Source organism: Marinobacter sp., from assembly GCF_039977835.1.
Classification (GTDB): Bacteria; Pseudomonadota; Gammaproteobacteria; order Pseudomonadales; family Oleiphilaceae; genus Marinobacter.
The window spans coordinates 138,166-153,927 of record NZ_JBDWCL010000036.1 but is presented as its reverse complement, the minus strand read 5'-3'; the positions used below and the strand labels follow the sequence as shown (position 1 = coordinate 153,927).

The 15,762-nt window shown below is 57.8% G+C and carries 14 protein-coding genes; 9 read left to right on the top strand and 5 right to left on the bottom strand.

What is annotated here, in order from left to right:
* Positions 1–29 precede the first annotated feature (29 nt).
* From ahcY to ABJM11_RS10245, 5 genes are all read left to right on the top strand, one after another.
* Positions 30–1,424, top strand: coding sequence for an adenosylhomocysteinase (gene ahcY / locus ABJM11_RS10265; protein WP_348295148.1), 1,395 nt, complete (start codon positions 30–32; stop codon positions 1,422–1,424).
* A 15-nt stretch (positions 1,425–1,439) separates the two neighbouring features.
* Positions 1,440–2,309 (top strand): methylenetetrahydrofolate reductase [NAD(P)H], encoded by an 870-nt coding sequence (gene metF, locus ABJM11_RS10260; RefSeq protein ID WP_348295149.1) that lies wholly within the window; start codon positions 1,440–1,442, stop codon positions 2,307–2,309.
* A gap of 218 nt (positions 2,310–2,527) precedes the next feature.
* A complete protein-coding gene (locus tag ABJM11_RS10255) occupies positions 2,528–3,286 on the top strand; it encodes a transporter substrate-binding domain-containing protein (RefSeq protein WP_348295150.1) in 759 nt (252 codons plus the stop codon).
* A gap of 69 nt (positions 3,287–3,355) precedes the next feature.
* Positions 3,356–4,027 (top strand): amino acid ABC transporter permease, encoded by a 672-nt coding sequence (locus ABJM11_RS10250; protein ID WP_348295151.1) that lies wholly within the window; start codon positions 3,356–3,358, stop codon positions 4,025–4,027.
* Between the two features lie 13 nt (positions 4,028–4,040).
* Positions 4,041–4,787, top strand: coding sequence for an amino acid ABC transporter ATP-binding protein (locus ABJM11_RS10245; RefSeq protein ID WP_348295152.1), 747 nt, complete (start codon positions 4,041–4,043; stop codon positions 4,785–4,787).
* Between the two features lie 19 nt (positions 4,788–4,806).
* Here the strand turns inward: ABJM11_RS10245 and ABJM11_RS10240 are convergent, their stop codons facing one another.
* On the bottom strand, positions 4,807–5,295 hold the full coding sequence (locus tag ABJM11_RS10240; protein WP_348295153.1) for a DUF2505 domain-containing protein: 489 nt from the start codon (positions 5,293–5,295) through the stop codon (positions 4,807–4,809).
* Positions 5,296–5,474: 179 nt separating this feature from the next.
* Between ABJM11_RS10240 and ABJM11_RS10235 the strand changes: the two genes are divergently transcribed.
* From ABJM11_RS10235 to ABJM11_RS10220, 4 genes are all read left to right on the top strand, one after another.
* Positions 5,475–6,827 carry an adenosylmethionine--8-amino-7-oxononanoate transaminase gene (locus ABJM11_RS10235; RefSeq protein WP_348295154.1) on the top strand — a complete coding sequence of 451 codons (1,353 nt, stop codon included), beginning with the start codon at positions 5,475–5,477 and terminating at the stop codon, positions 6,825–6,827.
* A gap of 9 nt (positions 6,828–6,836) precedes the next feature.
* Entirely contained in the window at positions 6,837–7,571 is a 735-nt protein-coding gene (locus tag ABJM11_RS10230; protein WP_348295155.1) for a 16S rRNA (uracil(1498)-N(3))-methyltransferase, read from the top strand.
* Positions 7,572–7,853: 282 nt separating this feature from the next.
* Positions 7,854–9,083, top strand: a complete 1,230-nt coding sequence (locus ABJM11_RS10225) for a hypothetical protein (RefSeq protein ID WP_348295156.1) — start codon at positions 7,854–7,856, stop codon at positions 9,081–9,083.
* Between the two features lie 124 nt (positions 9,084–9,207).
* On the top strand, positions 9,208–10,248 hold the full coding sequence (locus tag ABJM11_RS10220) for an HDOD domain-containing protein (protein WP_348295157.1): 1,041 nt from the start codon (positions 9,208–9,210) through the stop codon (positions 10,246–10,248).
* Here the strand turns inward: ABJM11_RS10220 and ABJM11_RS10215 are convergent.
* The 4 genes from ABJM11_RS10215 to ABJM11_RS10200 form a co-directional block, all read right to left on the bottom strand.
* A complete protein-coding gene (locus ABJM11_RS10215) occupies positions 10,245–11,564 on the bottom strand; it encodes a YihY/virulence factor BrkB family protein (RefSeq protein ID WP_348295158.1) in 1,320 nt (439 codons plus the stop codon). The genes ABJM11_RS10220 and ABJM11_RS10215 overlap by 4 nt on opposite strands.
* A gap of 99 nt (positions 11,565–11,663) precedes the next feature.
* The gene (locus ABJM11_RS10210; protein ID WP_348295159.1) at positions 11,664–13,400 is read right to left on the bottom strand and encodes a methyl-accepting chemotaxis protein; all 1,737 of its coding nucleotides are present in this window, start codon (positions 13,398–13,400) and stop codon (positions 11,664–11,666) included.
* 11 nt (positions 13,401–13,411) lie between these two features.
* Positions 13,412–14,629: a maltose/maltodextrin ABC transporter substrate-binding protein MalE gene (gene malE, locus ABJM11_RS10205; RefSeq protein WP_348295160.1), complete on the bottom strand. Its 1,218-nt coding sequence runs from the start codon at positions 14,627–14,629 to the stop codon at positions 13,412–13,414.
* Between the two features lie 154 nt (positions 14,630–14,783).
* Positions 14,784–15,716 carry a D-2-hydroxyacid dehydrogenase gene (locus ABJM11_RS10200; RefSeq protein WP_348295161.1) on the bottom strand — a complete coding sequence of 311 codons (933 nt, stop codon included), beginning with the start codon at positions 15,714–15,716 and terminating at the stop codon, positions 14,784–14,786.
* Positions 15,717–15,762 lie beyond the last annotated feature (46 nt).

Below are 15,762 nucleotides of genomic sequence, written 5' to 3'. Positions count from 1 at the left end.
CACCACTCTTTTAATGACGGGAGAACACCATGAGCACTCCGGCAGAAAAACTGAAGCAATTCGACGACTACAAAGTTCGCGATATTTCACTGGCGGCCTGGGGCCGCAAGGAAATCAAGATCGCTGAAGGCGAGATGCCTGCGCTGATCAAGCTCCGTGAGAAATACAAGGGTGAGCAGCCGCTGAAAGGCGCCAACGTCATGGGTTGTATCCACATGACCATCCAGACCGCCGTATTGATCGAAACCCTGATCGAACTGGGCGCCAACGTGCGCTGGTCATCGTGCAACATCTTCTCCACCCAGGACCAGGCTGCAGCGGCCATCGCTGAGCGTGGCATTCCGGTGTTTGCCTGGAAAGGCGAAACCGACGAAGAGTACGACTGGTGTCTCGAGCGTACCGTCGGTGCCGACGTGGAAGGCTGGGAACCCAACATGATTCTGGATGACGGCGGCGACCTGACAGCACTGCTGCACGAGAAGTACCCGGAAGTCCTGGCCAAGTGCCACGGCGTGACCGAGGAAACCACCACCGGTGTGCACCGCCTGCAGGAAATGATGCGGGACGGCAAGCTGAAGGTGCCGGCCATCAACGTTAACGATGCAGTTACCAAGTCCAAGAACGACAACAAGTACGGCTGTCGCCACAGCCTGAACGATGCCATCAAGCGTGCCACAGACCACCTGATGGCCGGCAAGAAAGCACTGGTGATCGGTTATGGCGACGTTGGCAAGGGTTCTGCGGCGTCACTGCGCCAGGAAGGCATGATCGTGAAGATCACCGAAGCCGACCCGATCTGCGCCATGCAGGCCTGCATGGACGGTTTTGAAGTGGTGTCTCCGTATCTCGACGGCGTGAACACCGGCACCGAAGCCGGCGTGGACAAGGCACTGCTGCAGAACACCGACCTGCTGGTCACCACCACCGGCAACATGAACGTGTGTGACGCCAACATGCTCAAGGCCCTGAAGAGCGGCGCCGTGGTGTGCAACATCGGCCACTTCGACAACGAAATCGACACCGCCTACATGCGCAAGAACTGGGAGTGGGACGAGGTCAAACCACAGGTGCACGTGGTGTATCGCGACAAGGCCACCAATGACCACCTGATCCTGCTGTCCGAGGGCCGCCTGGTGAACCTGGGCAACGCCACCGGTCACCCGTCGCGGATCATGGATGGCTCGTTCGCCAACCAGGTGCTGGCGCAGATGTACCTGTTCGAGCGCAAGTTTGCCGACCTTCCGGAAGACGCCCGCGAGAAAGGCATTTACGTTCAGGTTCTGCCCAAGCAGCTGGACGAGGAAGTGGCCCGCGCCATGGTCGAAGGTTTTGGTGGCGTGATCACCAAAATGACGCCGGAGCAGGCCAGTTACATTGGTGTACCGGTCGAAGGCCCGTACAAGCCGGAAAGTTACAAGTACTGATCAGGTAGTAGCAGCATGGAAACCCAGAAACAGTTCAAGCGCCGCTTCAGCTTTGAGTTCTTCCCGCCCAAGACCGACAAGGGCTGGGAGAAGCTGCAGGGCGTTCGCAACACGCTGGCAGAGGTTGACCCGGATTTCTTCTCGGTCACCTTTGGTGCCGGTGGCTCCACCCGGGACCGCACCGTGCAGACGGTGCTGGACCTGCACAAGCGGGGCGTCTCCACCGCCCCGCACCTGTCCTGCGTAGGCGCCACCCGCGGCAGCATTGCGGAGCTGCTGGACGTTTACCGTGACAACGGTATCAACCGCATCGTCGCCCTGCGGGGCGATATGCCCTCCGGTATGGGGGCAGCGGGCGAACTACGCTACGCCAATGAGCTGGTGAGCTTCATCCGTGAACACAGCGGCGATGCCTTCAATATTGAAGTAGCGGCCTACCCTGAGTTTCATCCCCAGGCCCGCACCGCGGAAGATGACCTGAAGAACTTCGCCCGCAAGGTGGAAGCCGGCGCCAACAGCGCCATTACCCAGTATTTCTTCAACGCGGACAGCTACTTCTACTTCATTGACCGGCTGGAAAAGATGGGCGTCACCATTCCAGTGGTGCCGGGCATCATGCCCATCGTCAACTTCTCCAATCTCACCCGCTTCTCCGATATGTGCGGCGCTGAAATTCCCCGCTGGATACGCAAGCAGCTGGAAGCCTACGGCGACGATAGCGACAGCATCCGCAAGTTCGGCGAGGAAGTGGTGACCCGCATGTGCGAGAAATTACTCGCCGCCGGGGCGCCGGGGTTGCACTTCTATACCCTGAACCAGGCTGAGCCCAGTGTCAGTATCTGGAAGAACCTGGGGCTTGGTGAGCGCGAGAAGATTGCTTTCTGATGACGCTCCCTGGTGTCGGATCAGGCGAAGCCGTAATCCGACACTTCCCACCCTCCTACTTCCAACCATTTGATTTCCTGCATTTCTCCGGTTAATGGTCTAGAGTATAAAGGTTGCAGTTCCATTAACTGCCCCCGGAAAGAACCGGCTTGATCAGCCCGCATTTCCGGAGCACTCCACCGGGTGCACGGGCAACAAAAGTAAAAACAGGAGATTGTATGAGCACCAAATGGCTTAAAACGGTTGGCGCAACCCTGGCATTCACCGTTGCAGCGGGAACCGTCAGCGCAGAGACACTGCGAGTTGTTACCGACCCGAGCTTCGTGCCTTTCGAAATGATGGATCAGGAAACCGGTGAGATGATCGGGTTCGATATGGAGATCATCCGCGAAGTGGCAGATCGTGCCGGCTTTGAGATCGACCTGAACACCATGGACTTCAACGGCATCATTCCTGCCCTGCAGACGGGTAATGTAGACATCGCCATCGCCGGTATCACCATCACCGAAGAGCGTGAGGAAATCGTCGATTTCTCCGACCCGTATTATGATTCCGGCCTGCGGATTATGGTGCGCCAGGACAACGATCAGGTCGAAGAGATTTCCGACCTCGAAGGCAAGAAGATCGGCACCAAGATCGGCAGCACCAGTTACGACTACCTGATGAAAACCCTGGACAAAGACGACGGTGTAACCCCATATCCGGGCAGCTCGGACATGTATATGGCACTGATGTCCGGCGCGGTTGATGCGGTGTTCTACGATGCGCCAAACGTAGGCTACTTCGCCAAGACCCGTGGCGAGGGCAAGGTCAAAACCGTTGGTAAGCTTTACGAAGGCCAGCAGTACGGTATCGCCCTGAAAGACGGCAGCGAATGGGTAGAGGATGTCAACAAAGCTCTGGCATCCATCAAGGAAGACGGCACTTACAAAGAAATCTACGAGAAGTGGTTCGGCCCCATGCCGGAAGACAAGTAAAACTGAAAACCACAGCCGGGGCGCACCATGCCCCGGCTGGCAACTCCCCATCCAACGGAGACATCCACTGTGGAATTCCAGTTTCAGTTTGACTGGCAGGCAGCCATCAACTCGATTCCTTACCTGCTTAAAGGTATTCCCTACACCCTTCTTATTTCCTTTGGCGGCCTCGCCATCGGCTTTGTACTCGGCATCATTTTCGGCCTGCTGAGCATCAATAAAAAGTGGTTTCTGCGCTGGCCCGCCACTGCCTATATCGAGATTTTTCGCGGCACCCCCATTCTGGTGCAGGTGCTGTTCATCTTCTACGGTTTGCCAGACCTGGTGGGCGGCCCCATTGACCCGCTGACCGCCGGTATCGCAGCTATTGCCCTGAACTCCGGTGCCTATATCTCCGAAGTTGTCCGGGGCGGCGTGCAGTCTATCGACAAGGGTCAGACCGAAGCGGGCCTGTCGCTGGGCCTGTCACGGTCCCAGACCTTCTGGTCGATCATCTGGCCGCAGGCCTTCCGCCGCATGATTCCACCCTTGGGCAATCAGGCCATCGTGAGTATCAAGGATACGTCGCTGTTCTCGGTAATCGGCGTGGGTGAGCTCGTTCGTCAGGGCCAGGTGTATATCGCCAATACCTTCACCGCATTCGAGGTCTACTTCGTAGTGGCTATCATGTACCTTGCGATTACCCTCTCCCTCTCTCTCGTGCTCCGCTTCATAGAGCGGCGCGGACTGGCTTCTGTCTGAAGGATAGGTACCCATGACACAGATCGTGCAAATGCGGGGCATGAACAAGTACTTCGGTACCCTGCATGTCCTCAAGGAAATTGACCTGACCGTTGAAGCCGGGGAAGTGGTGGTGATCATCGGCGCCAGCGGCTCCGGCAAGTCCACCCTCATTCGATGCGTCAACGGCCTTGAAGAATTCGAGTCCGGCAAACTGGTGGTGGACGGCAACGAACTCGCCCCGAAGGGGGGCAACCAGAAAGCCCTGGCGGAAATCCGCAAGGAAGTGGGCATGGTGTTCCAGCAGTTCAATCTCTTCCCCCACCTCACGGTGAAGAAGAACATCATGCTGGCACCCAGGAAGGTCAAGGAAGCGCCAGAGCCCATCGCCAGTGCCACGGCAGACCGTCTGCTGAACCGTGTTGGCATTGCCAGCCAGGCGGACAAGTTTCCCAGCCACCTTTCCGGCGGCCAGCAACAACGGGTTGCCATCGCCCGTGCCCTGGCCATGGAGCCCCGGCTGATGCTGTTCGATGAACCCACCTCGGCACTGGACCCGGAAATGATCGGCGAAGTGCTGGACGTTATGCGGGAACTGGCCAGGGAAGGCATGACCATGATGGTGGTGACCCATGAAATGGGCTTCGCCCGTGAAGTGGCCGACCGCGTGATCTACATTCACGAAGGCCAGATTGTCGAGGAAGGCAAACCGGCGGATGTGTTCGACAACCCGCAAAACGAACGCACCCAGTCGTTCCTGAGCCGGGTGCTGTCACACTGACCCCACCCCGCCACACGCTTTAAAGCAACTGGCGGGTAATCCTGTACTCCTTCTCGATCTTGGTATGGGAATCATCCGCCAGAAACCGGGCAATCTTCTTGCCCAGCAGCGGCACTTCGCACAAGACATTCAGTGTCACGTAGTTGATACAGGCCCGGTCTGTGCCCTGCAACCGCATATTGCCCTTGATCTTCGCCGGGACCCCCTCGATCCGCACCCGGAATTCGCAGTGCCATTCGCCGTCATCCTTGCGGAACCAGTGTTCTTCCTGGCGTACGCGATTCCACTCCTTGTGAAAGCTAGAGAGAATACCGGGCACCTCGGTGGAGGCCATCATTTCCCGCTCAACCACCACTTTTGCGGACAGATCGTCGCGGGTCAGTTCTGGTATGCGCACATTGCGCGAACCCAGCCGCTGGTTTTTCTCCTGGATATGGGTCTCGTCAAAAAATGCCCCCAGTACCCGATCCAGGCCAGCGTTGTATGAATGTCTCAGTTCCAGTTCCATAATGGCCTCCGTAAATGAACGGTCCGATTGTGAGCGGGGACGTTTACGGACGCATTGGCCCACCGGTCATCGGTGGTTGGCATGGTGGTCAGCAGGCGCTGTTAACTGTAATATTCGCACAGGTTAACAGCCAACCATCACGAACCTGACAGAACCCCACCGTCTGACGGAGATTTATCATGCGCAATGCTGACCTCGTCGCCCGCGGCCTCAAATCCGTATGGCATCCCTGCACCCAGATGAAAGACCATGAAGGTACTTTGCCACTGGTACCGATCAAGCGTGGCGAAGGTGTCTGGCTCGAGGATTTCGAGGGCAACCGGTTCATTGACGCAGTGAGCTCCTGGTGGGTCAACCTGTTCGGCCACGCCAACCCCAGAATCAACGCCGCCATTCAGGAGCAGATCGGCCAGTTGGAGCATGTCATCCTGGCCGGCTTTACCCATGAGCCGGTGGTCAACCTCTCGGAGCGACTGATCGAAGTAACGCCGGAAGGCCTCAACAAGTGCTTCTATGCTGACAACGGCTCCTCCGCCATCGAAGCGGCGCTGAAAATGAGCTTCCACTACTGGAAGAACCACGGCAAACCGGGCAAGAAGAACTTCGTCAATCTGAGCAACAGCTATCACGGAGAAACCCTGGGAGCCCTGGCCCTGGGCGATGTTTCTCTCTACAAGGACACCTATCAGCCACTATTAATGGAAGTGCTCACTGCCCCTTCCCCGGACGCCTTTAACAAGGAACCGGGTGAAACTGACGAGGAGTACGCGCTGCGCCAGTTCGAAGCCATGGACGCGCTGCTGGCAGAAAAGCACGACGAAATCTGCGCCGTGGTGGTGGAACCCCTGATTCAGTGCGCTGGCGGCATGCGTATGCACCATCCGATCTACCACACCAAATTGCGCGAAGCCTGTGACCGCTATGGCGTCCACCTGATTGCTGACGAGATCGCTGTTGGCTTCGGACGCACCGGCACCCTGTTCGCCTGCGAGCAGTCCCGCATCACCCCGGATTTCATGTGCCTGTCGAAAGGCCTGACCGCCGGCTACCTGCCGCTGTCCGTGGTGCTGACCACGGACACGGTGTACAACGCCTTCTACGACGATTACGAGACCCTGAAAGCCTTCCTGCACAGCCACAGCTACACCGGCAACCCCATTGGCTGCGCCGTGGCCCTGGCCACCCTGGACATCTTCCGTGACGACAATGTCATTGAGAATAACAGGCGCCTGAGCGCCTGCATGGCTGACTCCGTGGCACACCTGGCGGACCATCCCAACGTCGGCGATATCCGCCAGCACGGCATGACCATGGCGGTGGAGATGGTGAAGAACAGGGCCACCAAGGAACCCTTCCCATGGCAGGAACGCCGGGGTATTCGCGTGTACCAGCACGCACTTACCCGCCAGTCGCTATTGCGGCCGCTAGGCAATGTGGTCTACTTTATGCCCCCTTACGTGATCACCGAAGAACAGATCCGCCACCTGGCCCAGGTGGCCACAGAAGGCATCGAAATCGCCGTACGGGACTGACAGACAATCATGCGCATCCCCCGCATCTACACCGACTCAGCCCTGAGTGAGGGCAACACGACCGACCTGGACGACAACGCAGCACAACACGTCGGCCGCGTACTGCGCATGCAACCCGGACAGGAGTTGTTGCTGTTTAACGGCGACGGCAACGACTACCCCGCCACCATCACCGAGTCCGGCAAAAAACGGGTGGAAGTCCGGGTTGGAACCCCGGTGGCAAACACCACCGAATCGACCCTGGACATCGTCCTCGGCCAGACTCTCTCCAAGGGCGACCGTATGGACTACGCTGTTCAGAAAGCAGTGGAAATGGGTGTCACCCGCATCGTACCGCTCACCACCGAACGCTGCGACGTCAAACTCAAGGGCGACCGGGAAGACAAACGCCTGCGCCACTGGCAGTCCGTCGCCGTCAGCGCCGCCGAACAATGCGGCCGCGCCCGAGTGCCCGAGATACTGCCGGTAATGACACTGCCCGACTGGTTTGACCACACCGAAGACTGCGACCTGCGCCTGGTCCTCCACCACCGTACCGAACAGTCCCTGGACACCCTGGCCAGACCCGCCCGCGTCGCCCTGATGATCGGCCCCGAAGGCGGCCTCAGCCCGGAAGAAATCACCGCCGCCGAAACCGCCGGCTTCCTCCCCGTCGCCCTCGGCCCCCGTGTTTTACGAACAGAAACCGCCCCGGTCGCGGCCATTGCTCTGTGTCAGTGGCTGTGGGGAGACATCGGAAGCTAGCATCACCCGACCGTGCCGCCGTCTCGGGCTGGCAGGTAAGTCATTGACAGCGGCGGCGTCTGACAACATGATCCCTTTCGAACTGAATAAGGCTCGAAACTGTTGAAGACATCTTTGTGGTTTGGGCTGGCTTACGGGGAGGGTTCTCCAAAACTGTGCGGAGCCATGGATGGCGGAGCCCAAGCGTCACATGGATGTGCCGCAGGAGCGTGTTTTGGAGAACCCTCCCCGTAAGCCAGCAGGCACCAAATCACCAATAACCAGCAAAAAAGCGAACACCAGATGACAAGCCTGCTAAGCAACCCAGAATTCTGGCAATACCTCAGTATCCCGGTCATTGCCGCCCTGATTGGCTGGACCACCAACTGGCTCGCCATCAAAATGACCTTCTACCCGCTGGAGTTCATAGGCAAACCGCCACTACTGGGCTGGCAAGGCATCATCCCCTCAAAAGCCCGAAAGATGGCCGCCATCAGCGTCGATGCCACCATCTCCAAGATCGGCACCGTCCGGGAAATCTTCCAGCAGATCGACCCCAAGGTACTCGCCGCCCACATCATCTACACCGTCGAACCCCGCACCGAAGAATACGTCGACGAACTGATGCTGAAAGAGTACCCCACCTTCTGGGAAAACCTGCCGGCTTCCGCCAGAAATATGGTCTATGACCGGGTGAGGAAGTCCACCCCGCACCTGGTGGACAATCTGGTGGAAGACGTATCCGACAACATCGAAGACCTGCTGGACATCAAGAGCATGGTCATCAAGCGCCTGGCGAAAGACAAACAACTGCTTAACCGGATATTCATCGAATGTGGCGAAGTGGAGTTCCGCTTCATCATCAACTCCGGCTTCTACTTTGGTTTCCTGTTCGGCCTGGTACAAATGACCGTCTGGTATTTCTACCAGAGCTGGTGGGTGTTGCCGTTCTTTGGGCTGCTGGTGGGTTGGGCCACCAACTGGATTGCATTGAATGTGATCTTCCGGCCGCTGCACGAGAAAAAATTCGGGCCGGTGCGGCTTCAGGGCTTATTCCTCAAGCGCCAGCAGGAAGTGGCCGAGTCCTTTTGTCACATCGTGACCCATGAAATCCTGACGGTGGGCAATATCATCAATGCCATCCTCGAGGGCCCGAAAGGCGACCGTGCCCGCAACATGGTCAAGAAGCACATCAAACCGCTGGTGGACGAAACTGCCGGCATGGGCAAGGCCCTGACCCAGGTGGCCTTCGGGCCTACCGGGTTTGCCACTCTGAAGAATCAGGTGGGACAGAAGGCCATTGAGATTTCCCGCACCTCGTTCGACAACCCGGTGTTCGAGACAGACCGGGCAAGAGCCGTGGAAAGCATTATGGTTGAACGGATGATTGCCCTGTCCTCGGAAGAATTCCAGGACCTGCTGCGTCCCTGCTTCCAGGAGGACGAGATCAAACTGATACTGGTGGGCGCCTTCCTGGGCTTCGCCGCCGGTGTCTGCCAACTGGTCTTTGTATTCGGCGGTTCCGTCTTCTGACTTTATAACGCCACACAAGCTGCCGTTATACCGGTTTACGCTGGGCTTATCCGCTATCGGCCTCTATACTCCGGAATTACGGGTGTGTATTTCCCGGCGACTATTCTTTTCCCGGAGGCATCGGATGCCAGGCTTTCTTTCCTGGATTTCAGGTTTATTTTCGTCCGACGTACCAACAACCGTATCAGCGCCCGAGTCCCGCCTGCTTAATCCGTCTGCGTCTGTGGAAAACGAGGTAGCGACCGATCCCGCTCTGACCGACCAACTGGAAGAACACCTGTTTTGCTGGCTGCTGGACTCGCCACCCACGGCACTTCGAGCAGACCCCGGGCAATGGGAGCCCATTCTTGAAAGCCTGCGTGAGCGCATCGCCCATCGGACGCTGAACGAATTACCGCGCCAACCGATGACTCTGCCAATGCTGATGCGGGCGCTATCCGATGAACAATCGGACCGGCACCGTCTGACAGAGATCATCCTCAACGATCCGGCACTGACCGACCAGTTGCTACAGATTGCGAACAGCCCCTACTTCAGGCCCGGCGACCAATCCATTGATTCCGTGGACCAGGCTGTTTTTCTGCTGGGTCTGGACGGCATTCGTAACGTCATTTCCGCCGCCATCATGCGCCCCATGATGGCGGCACGGAACAGTCGCGAAGCGCTCTTTGCCCAGCGTGTCTGGCGTTGGGGGCTTACCTGCGCCCGCAGCGCGGAGCTGATTGCCAAGGTTCAGGGCCAGGATTCCAGCGTCTACTTCATGGCGGGGTTGCTACCGGCACTCTCCTACATCACTTTAAGGAGAGAACTGCAGCGACTCTGCCTTACAGAGCCGGGGATGACAGAAGCACCACCGTCGCTGATACACGATGCCCTCTCCCGCTACCAGTGGGCCACGTCGCAGTTGCTGGCCAATGAGTGGAACCTTCCACCCAAATACCATGCACAGTTGCTGGCGGCGGAACGGCCTGCACCACGGCAGAGCCACACCCCACTGAACGACGGCATCATTGTGGGCACCCGGGAAGTGTTGCGCCACGCGCACCAGCGCAACATGCCGGAGGAAAACGTTCTGCAGCTCATCCACATGTCGGGAGAGCAGTACACCCGGGTACGCAGAGCCATTCTCGATATTCTGGAGGCCGGCGCCAGAACACGCGCCTAATGTTTGTTCCGCTCTTCTTCCTGCCTCAATAATTCGGCAAAGGTAACCGACTCGTCTTGCGGAGGCTGGGCAAGAAGCTCTCGTGGCACCAGATACGGCAGCCGATCAACCACACGATCCTCGTCATGGCGGATGGCGTCCAGAACCCGACCGATGGTGATTTTGTCCAACGACTGCCCTGGCACCAGGCAATCCCCGTTACGACCCGCCAGCGCAAGCAGGCGCGCCCGAATAAGCTTGTCGCTGATTCCCCGTGTCACCTCGCCGGGCACACGCAGGTTCTGCTCTATATCCTCCTGCTGGGGTGCTGGCCGGCCTTCACTGAAAGGTTTCGCCACCAGCCACATCAGTGCCAGGCCGGTTTTCTCCAGCAACTCCGGTGATAACCTTACCTGAGAGCGCTTTGCGACCGCCCCCGGATTCTGCAGATAGAACGCAATGCTGGAGCCCAGTAAAAGGATGATCCAGTTCAGGTACAGCCAGATCAACAGGATGATGCCAATGGCGAAACTGGAATAGATGGCGGCGTACTTCGCCGAACCTGCTACAAATGAGGCAAACAGCATGCCTGCAGCCTGCCAGGAAATACCCGCAATCAGGCCACCGATAAGGGCATAACGCAGCTTCACTCTGGTATTGGGAATAAACACATACACAAAGGTGAATGCCCCGACTACCAACAGGAACGGGGTAAAGCGGGTGGCAAAGATGATCACTGACCCCAGCGGCTCCACCGCCATCAACGCCTGGACAAACGCCGACGAAAAAATGGTGGCACTGATGCCAATGGCCGACACCATCAACAGCGGGCCGATCATGATCACGCTGAGATAGTTGCTGAAGCGCTGGGCCATGGAACGCATATCCGGCACCCGCCAGATCATGTTGAACGAGCGCTCGATTTTCTGCACCAGTGAAATCACGGTATAGACCAGCAAGGCCAGGCCCACGGAACCCAGCACCCCTACCTTCATATTATCCACGAACCCAAGAACCTGCTCCGCAATATCGATGCCCTGTGGGCCCATGGGTTCGAAGAACTGGTACAGGAAGGGCTCCATACGCTGGTGTACGCCCAGCGCCTTGAGCACCGAGAAACTCAGCGCCAGCAGCGGCACAATGCTCAACAGGGTGGTATACACCAGGCTCATGGCATGCAGGGTCAGGTTGCCGGCAATGATATCCCGCACCAGGGCATAGGCAGTACGCCCGGTTTTATACAACCAGGTCCACGGCCAGCGTTGCGGAGGATTGGGATTGGCCAGAATCCAGGTTTCAGCTTCCTGAAGCCGGTCTTTAAATTGGAAAGAAGCCACACAACGTCCTGTTTGCCAGAGTTTTGTACAGATTATCAGTCAGATACCAAATCACAACAAAGTATGGCCGATTGTGTGGCTTTTACTAGCCATTTCCGCTCAGTAACGGAATTGGCGAATATTGCTCCTCAGCACCTCGCTCAGCGACGCCAGGGTGTCTGTCATGGAGTCGGTAGTACGGGCATTGCCGGAAATTTCCTCGATCTGACATTTAAGATTTATCAGGTTTTCATCAATCTTGCTGACTGCATCGCTCTGTTCTGCCGCTGCCTGGGCCACCTGCTGATTGAGTGAACGCATTTCTCCCGCCCTGTCGTCAATCAGTCTCAGGTTCTCGCTGCATTGCTGAATGCGCGTAACGGTAGCGCGACTCTCCTGCCGCCCAGCTTCAACTTCATCCACCGCATTTCGCGCCCGGCCCTGCAACGATGACACCAAGTCATCTATCTGTTCCGTCGAGTTCGCCGTCTGACTCGCCAGGCCACGCACCTCATCGGCAACGATCGCAAAGCCCCGGCCCATCTCTCCCGCCCGTGCCGCTTCAATAGCGGCATTCAGAGCCAGCAGATTGGTTTTTTCAGAGATGCCACGAATGACATCCATCACCTGGCCGATTGACTGGCTCTGGCTCGCCAGTTCACCAATGGTGGCTGCCACTGTCTCTACCCGGCTTTCCAGCCGCGCCATGGCCGCAACAGCTTCATCAGCTGATTCACCGCCACCGTGGGTCAGGTGGCCAATCTCATCTGCAAGGCGAGCAGCCTGGTCCGCATTCCGGCGCACCTCCTCCGCCGTTGCGGTAACCTCGTTGGCAGCCGTCGCTACCAGGTTGGTTTCCTGTTCCTGTCGCCCTACCTGCTCTGCAAGGCTCTGGCTGCTCTGGCGTCCCCGTGCCGCCACGTCTCCCAGTTCAGCGGTGGACTTCGCTACATGGCCAATCAATCCACCAAACCGTGACAACATCTGGTCGAATGCGCGGGTAACCACACTGAGTTCGTCGTTCCTCTTATATCCCAGAGTACCCCGCAGATCGTTGTCAGCCTGAATTTCTTCAATGCGCTGCCCCAACGTTCGCACCGGGCGTAGCAAGGATCTCAGAAACAGTGTGCCCATCAACAGCGCTGACAGTACCAGCACCCCCGCCATAATCAGGCTTACGGTGCCGGCCCGGTCAATCTCCCCACGGATAGCGCCCCCACTCATCGCAACCTCATTACTGGCTTCTCTGACGCTGTCCCCAGCCTCCAGGACCCCTTCGGTAAGCGCCATTTCCCTCAGCTGGTAACCGGCACGGATGTTGTCAAGTCCGGCCGTCAGGCTAACCGCCTCCTGCCTGGCGGCTTCGGCCATTGACCGCCCCATGAGCATCATCGACTTCTCGAAAAACTCAAACATTTTCTGGCCCAGGGTTTGGTACTGGTCGATTGCTGCTGTCATTCCTGCAATCTCTTCTTCCAGGCTCTCATCAGCCGAGGCCATGATTCCCAGCTCGTCGATCAGTTTCTCTGAGGCAGCCTGAGCCTTATCAAGGGATTCCATATCAGCGTTAAGGGCGGCATGAAAGTACCAGTACTGCATAGCACCAAGGTGTTGCTGAGCTATCGTAACCCGCTCGGAGAGTTTCCCCAGCGCTCTTTGCTGGTCGATCAGTCCGGATTGGTCATTTATGGCAATAGTCTGGCCGGCAATGCTTTTTACCTGGTCGTCGACGCTGTCGCCGATACCGGCTATGTGCCGGTAGACGAATGCTGACGAGAAGACAGACAGGCCTATCAACAGGGTAAACAGCAGAATCACCCGGGCACGGATGGTTAATTCGAAACTTGGAAAGGCCATGGCAAGCTCACTCAATTGGTCACGTAATGCCGGCGCGTCCACCCACGCATCTCATCCAGTCTTTCAAGGCGGCCGGCTGCCTCATCGAGGGTGGATCTGATGGGGTAGTCGCCTTCCAGCATGCCGGCAAAGCGAATGGTCATCAGGTCCCAGAAACGCTTCATTTCCGGAATGTTGGGCATGATTTCGCCACGACTGGCGGAACGGAAGGTGTGGTCGATAAAAGGGTCCTCGCTGAGTGTCTTTACCACCTCCAGGTGCGCAACTGCGCCCAGCGGCTTGTCGTCATTGACCGAGTTCAGGCCGGATTCTGTCAGCAGGTAGTCCTCCATAAACCGGCGGGCCAGTTCGTGGTTGGTTGAGACAGCGCTGATTCCGGCCGCCAGAACCCCCACGAAAGGTTTTCCGGGGGCGCCAGTTACCGTGGGCACATCGGCTATGCCCACATTGATGCCGGCCTCCCGAATCTCGCTCCAGGCCCATGGGCCATTGATGATCATGGCCGTATTGCCGGACTTGAACCCCCCCATCATGGAGCCGTAATCGGCCTCTTTGGCCAGCACGCCGGAATCCAGCAGACCCTTGATACCCCTCACCGCACTGACAGCTCCGTCGGTGGCCACTCCGACATCAGAGAGGTCGTACACCTGGTTCTGCAGACCAAAACTGTAGCCACCCGAGCCGGCAAAGACCGGCCAGGAAAAATACACGTTCCTGTAGTCCCAGGAGATGGCCTCAACGCCCTGAGCACTCAACCGGCGATGCTCGGTTTTCAGCTGCTCAAGTGTCGTGGGTGGGGTTGCCACCAGGTCCTTGTTATAGAGCAGGCTTACCACTTCCATGGCAATCGGGTAGCCATACACCCGCTCTCCCACAGAAACCGCCTGCCAGGCAAACGGTGCAATGGCACTGCGAACCTGCGCTGAGGGCTTAATGGGCCGCAGGTGCCCTTCGTTGATCCAGCTGCCAAAACGGTCGTGAGGCCAGATGACAATGTCGGGCGCTTTGGAGGAATAGCCGTAATGATCGTATTCGGAGGTGAGGTCCTCCGGGGTTTCCACGGTGACAGCAATGCCGGATTCCGACTCGAAGCGCCGGCCAACCGCAGCCAGGCCTTCATATCCCTTGTCGGAGTTGATCCAGATAAGCAGTTCGCCACGCTCGAAGGCAAACGCCGGTGCAGAAAAGAGAACGAGAGAAAGCGCAAGAGCCAGGATGGGTCTGATCATAAGTATCGCCCTGTTGTTATTGTTGGAGCGTTGTTGAAACGCATGCCCTCATTTGGGGCATTTCAAAGGCAGTTTAAGCAACAGGGAACCGCAGCCGCGTCATACGGCTGCGGTTTTTCTAGGGGTGAGTCAGGGGGAGTACCTGAAAATACAATCAGACAGAGGACAGGTTACGGGCCGTGATCTCCACAATTCTCTGCCTCGCCTCCCGGCTCGCCCAGGCGGAATGGGGTGTCACGATCAGGTTGGGAATGTCGTCCGCCAGCAGCGGATTGCCGTTACGGGGCGGCTCCTCTGCCAACACATCGAAACCGGCTCCGCCAATGATCCCTGCGCGCAAGGCATCGGCCAGTGCCTGTTCATCCACCAGGCCACCACGGCTGGTGTTGATCAGCAGCGCATGCTTTTTCATCATCTTCAGCTCACGGGTACCGATCATGTTGCGGGTCTCATCCGTCAGCAGGCAATGCAGGGACAGCACATCCACCTTTGGCAATAGCTCGTCCATGGGGAGCCGGGAATAACCATCCACCTCGCCGGCGGACTGCCCCGGTCGGGCACCGAGCAGAACATTCATCCCGAAGGCCTTCGCCCGCTCAACAACCCCCTGGCCCAGGTCACCGTAACCGAAAATTCCAAGGGTCCGCCCTTCAAGTTCCATAATCGGGTGATCCATCAGGCAGAACATGGAGCTCTGGCCCCAGCGTCCGGCACGTACATCTCTGTCGTAATCCACCAGCCTGGTGGCCAGCGCCAGAATCAGTGCCATGGTGTGCTGTGCAACGGTGGAGCGGCCATAGTTGGTCACGTTCATCACCCTGATGCCCTGGGCTTTTGCCGCCTCCTGATCGATGTTATTCAGCCCCGTGGCCACCACCGCAATCGTTTTCAGCTCCGGGCAGGCCTCAAAATGCTCCCGCGACAGCACTACCTTGTTCACCAGCACCGTATCGAATCCCCGGATACGCTCCAGGATCTGTTCCGGTGATGTGCGCGGGTACTTCTCCATCTCACCCGTTACCGTCTCTATCGGTGCCAGGTCTACATCGGCCCCCAGTGTCTCTGCATCCAGAAATACGGCTTTCATTCATCAATCCTTATCCATGATGTTTTCGATCAACCACCAGTCCCCA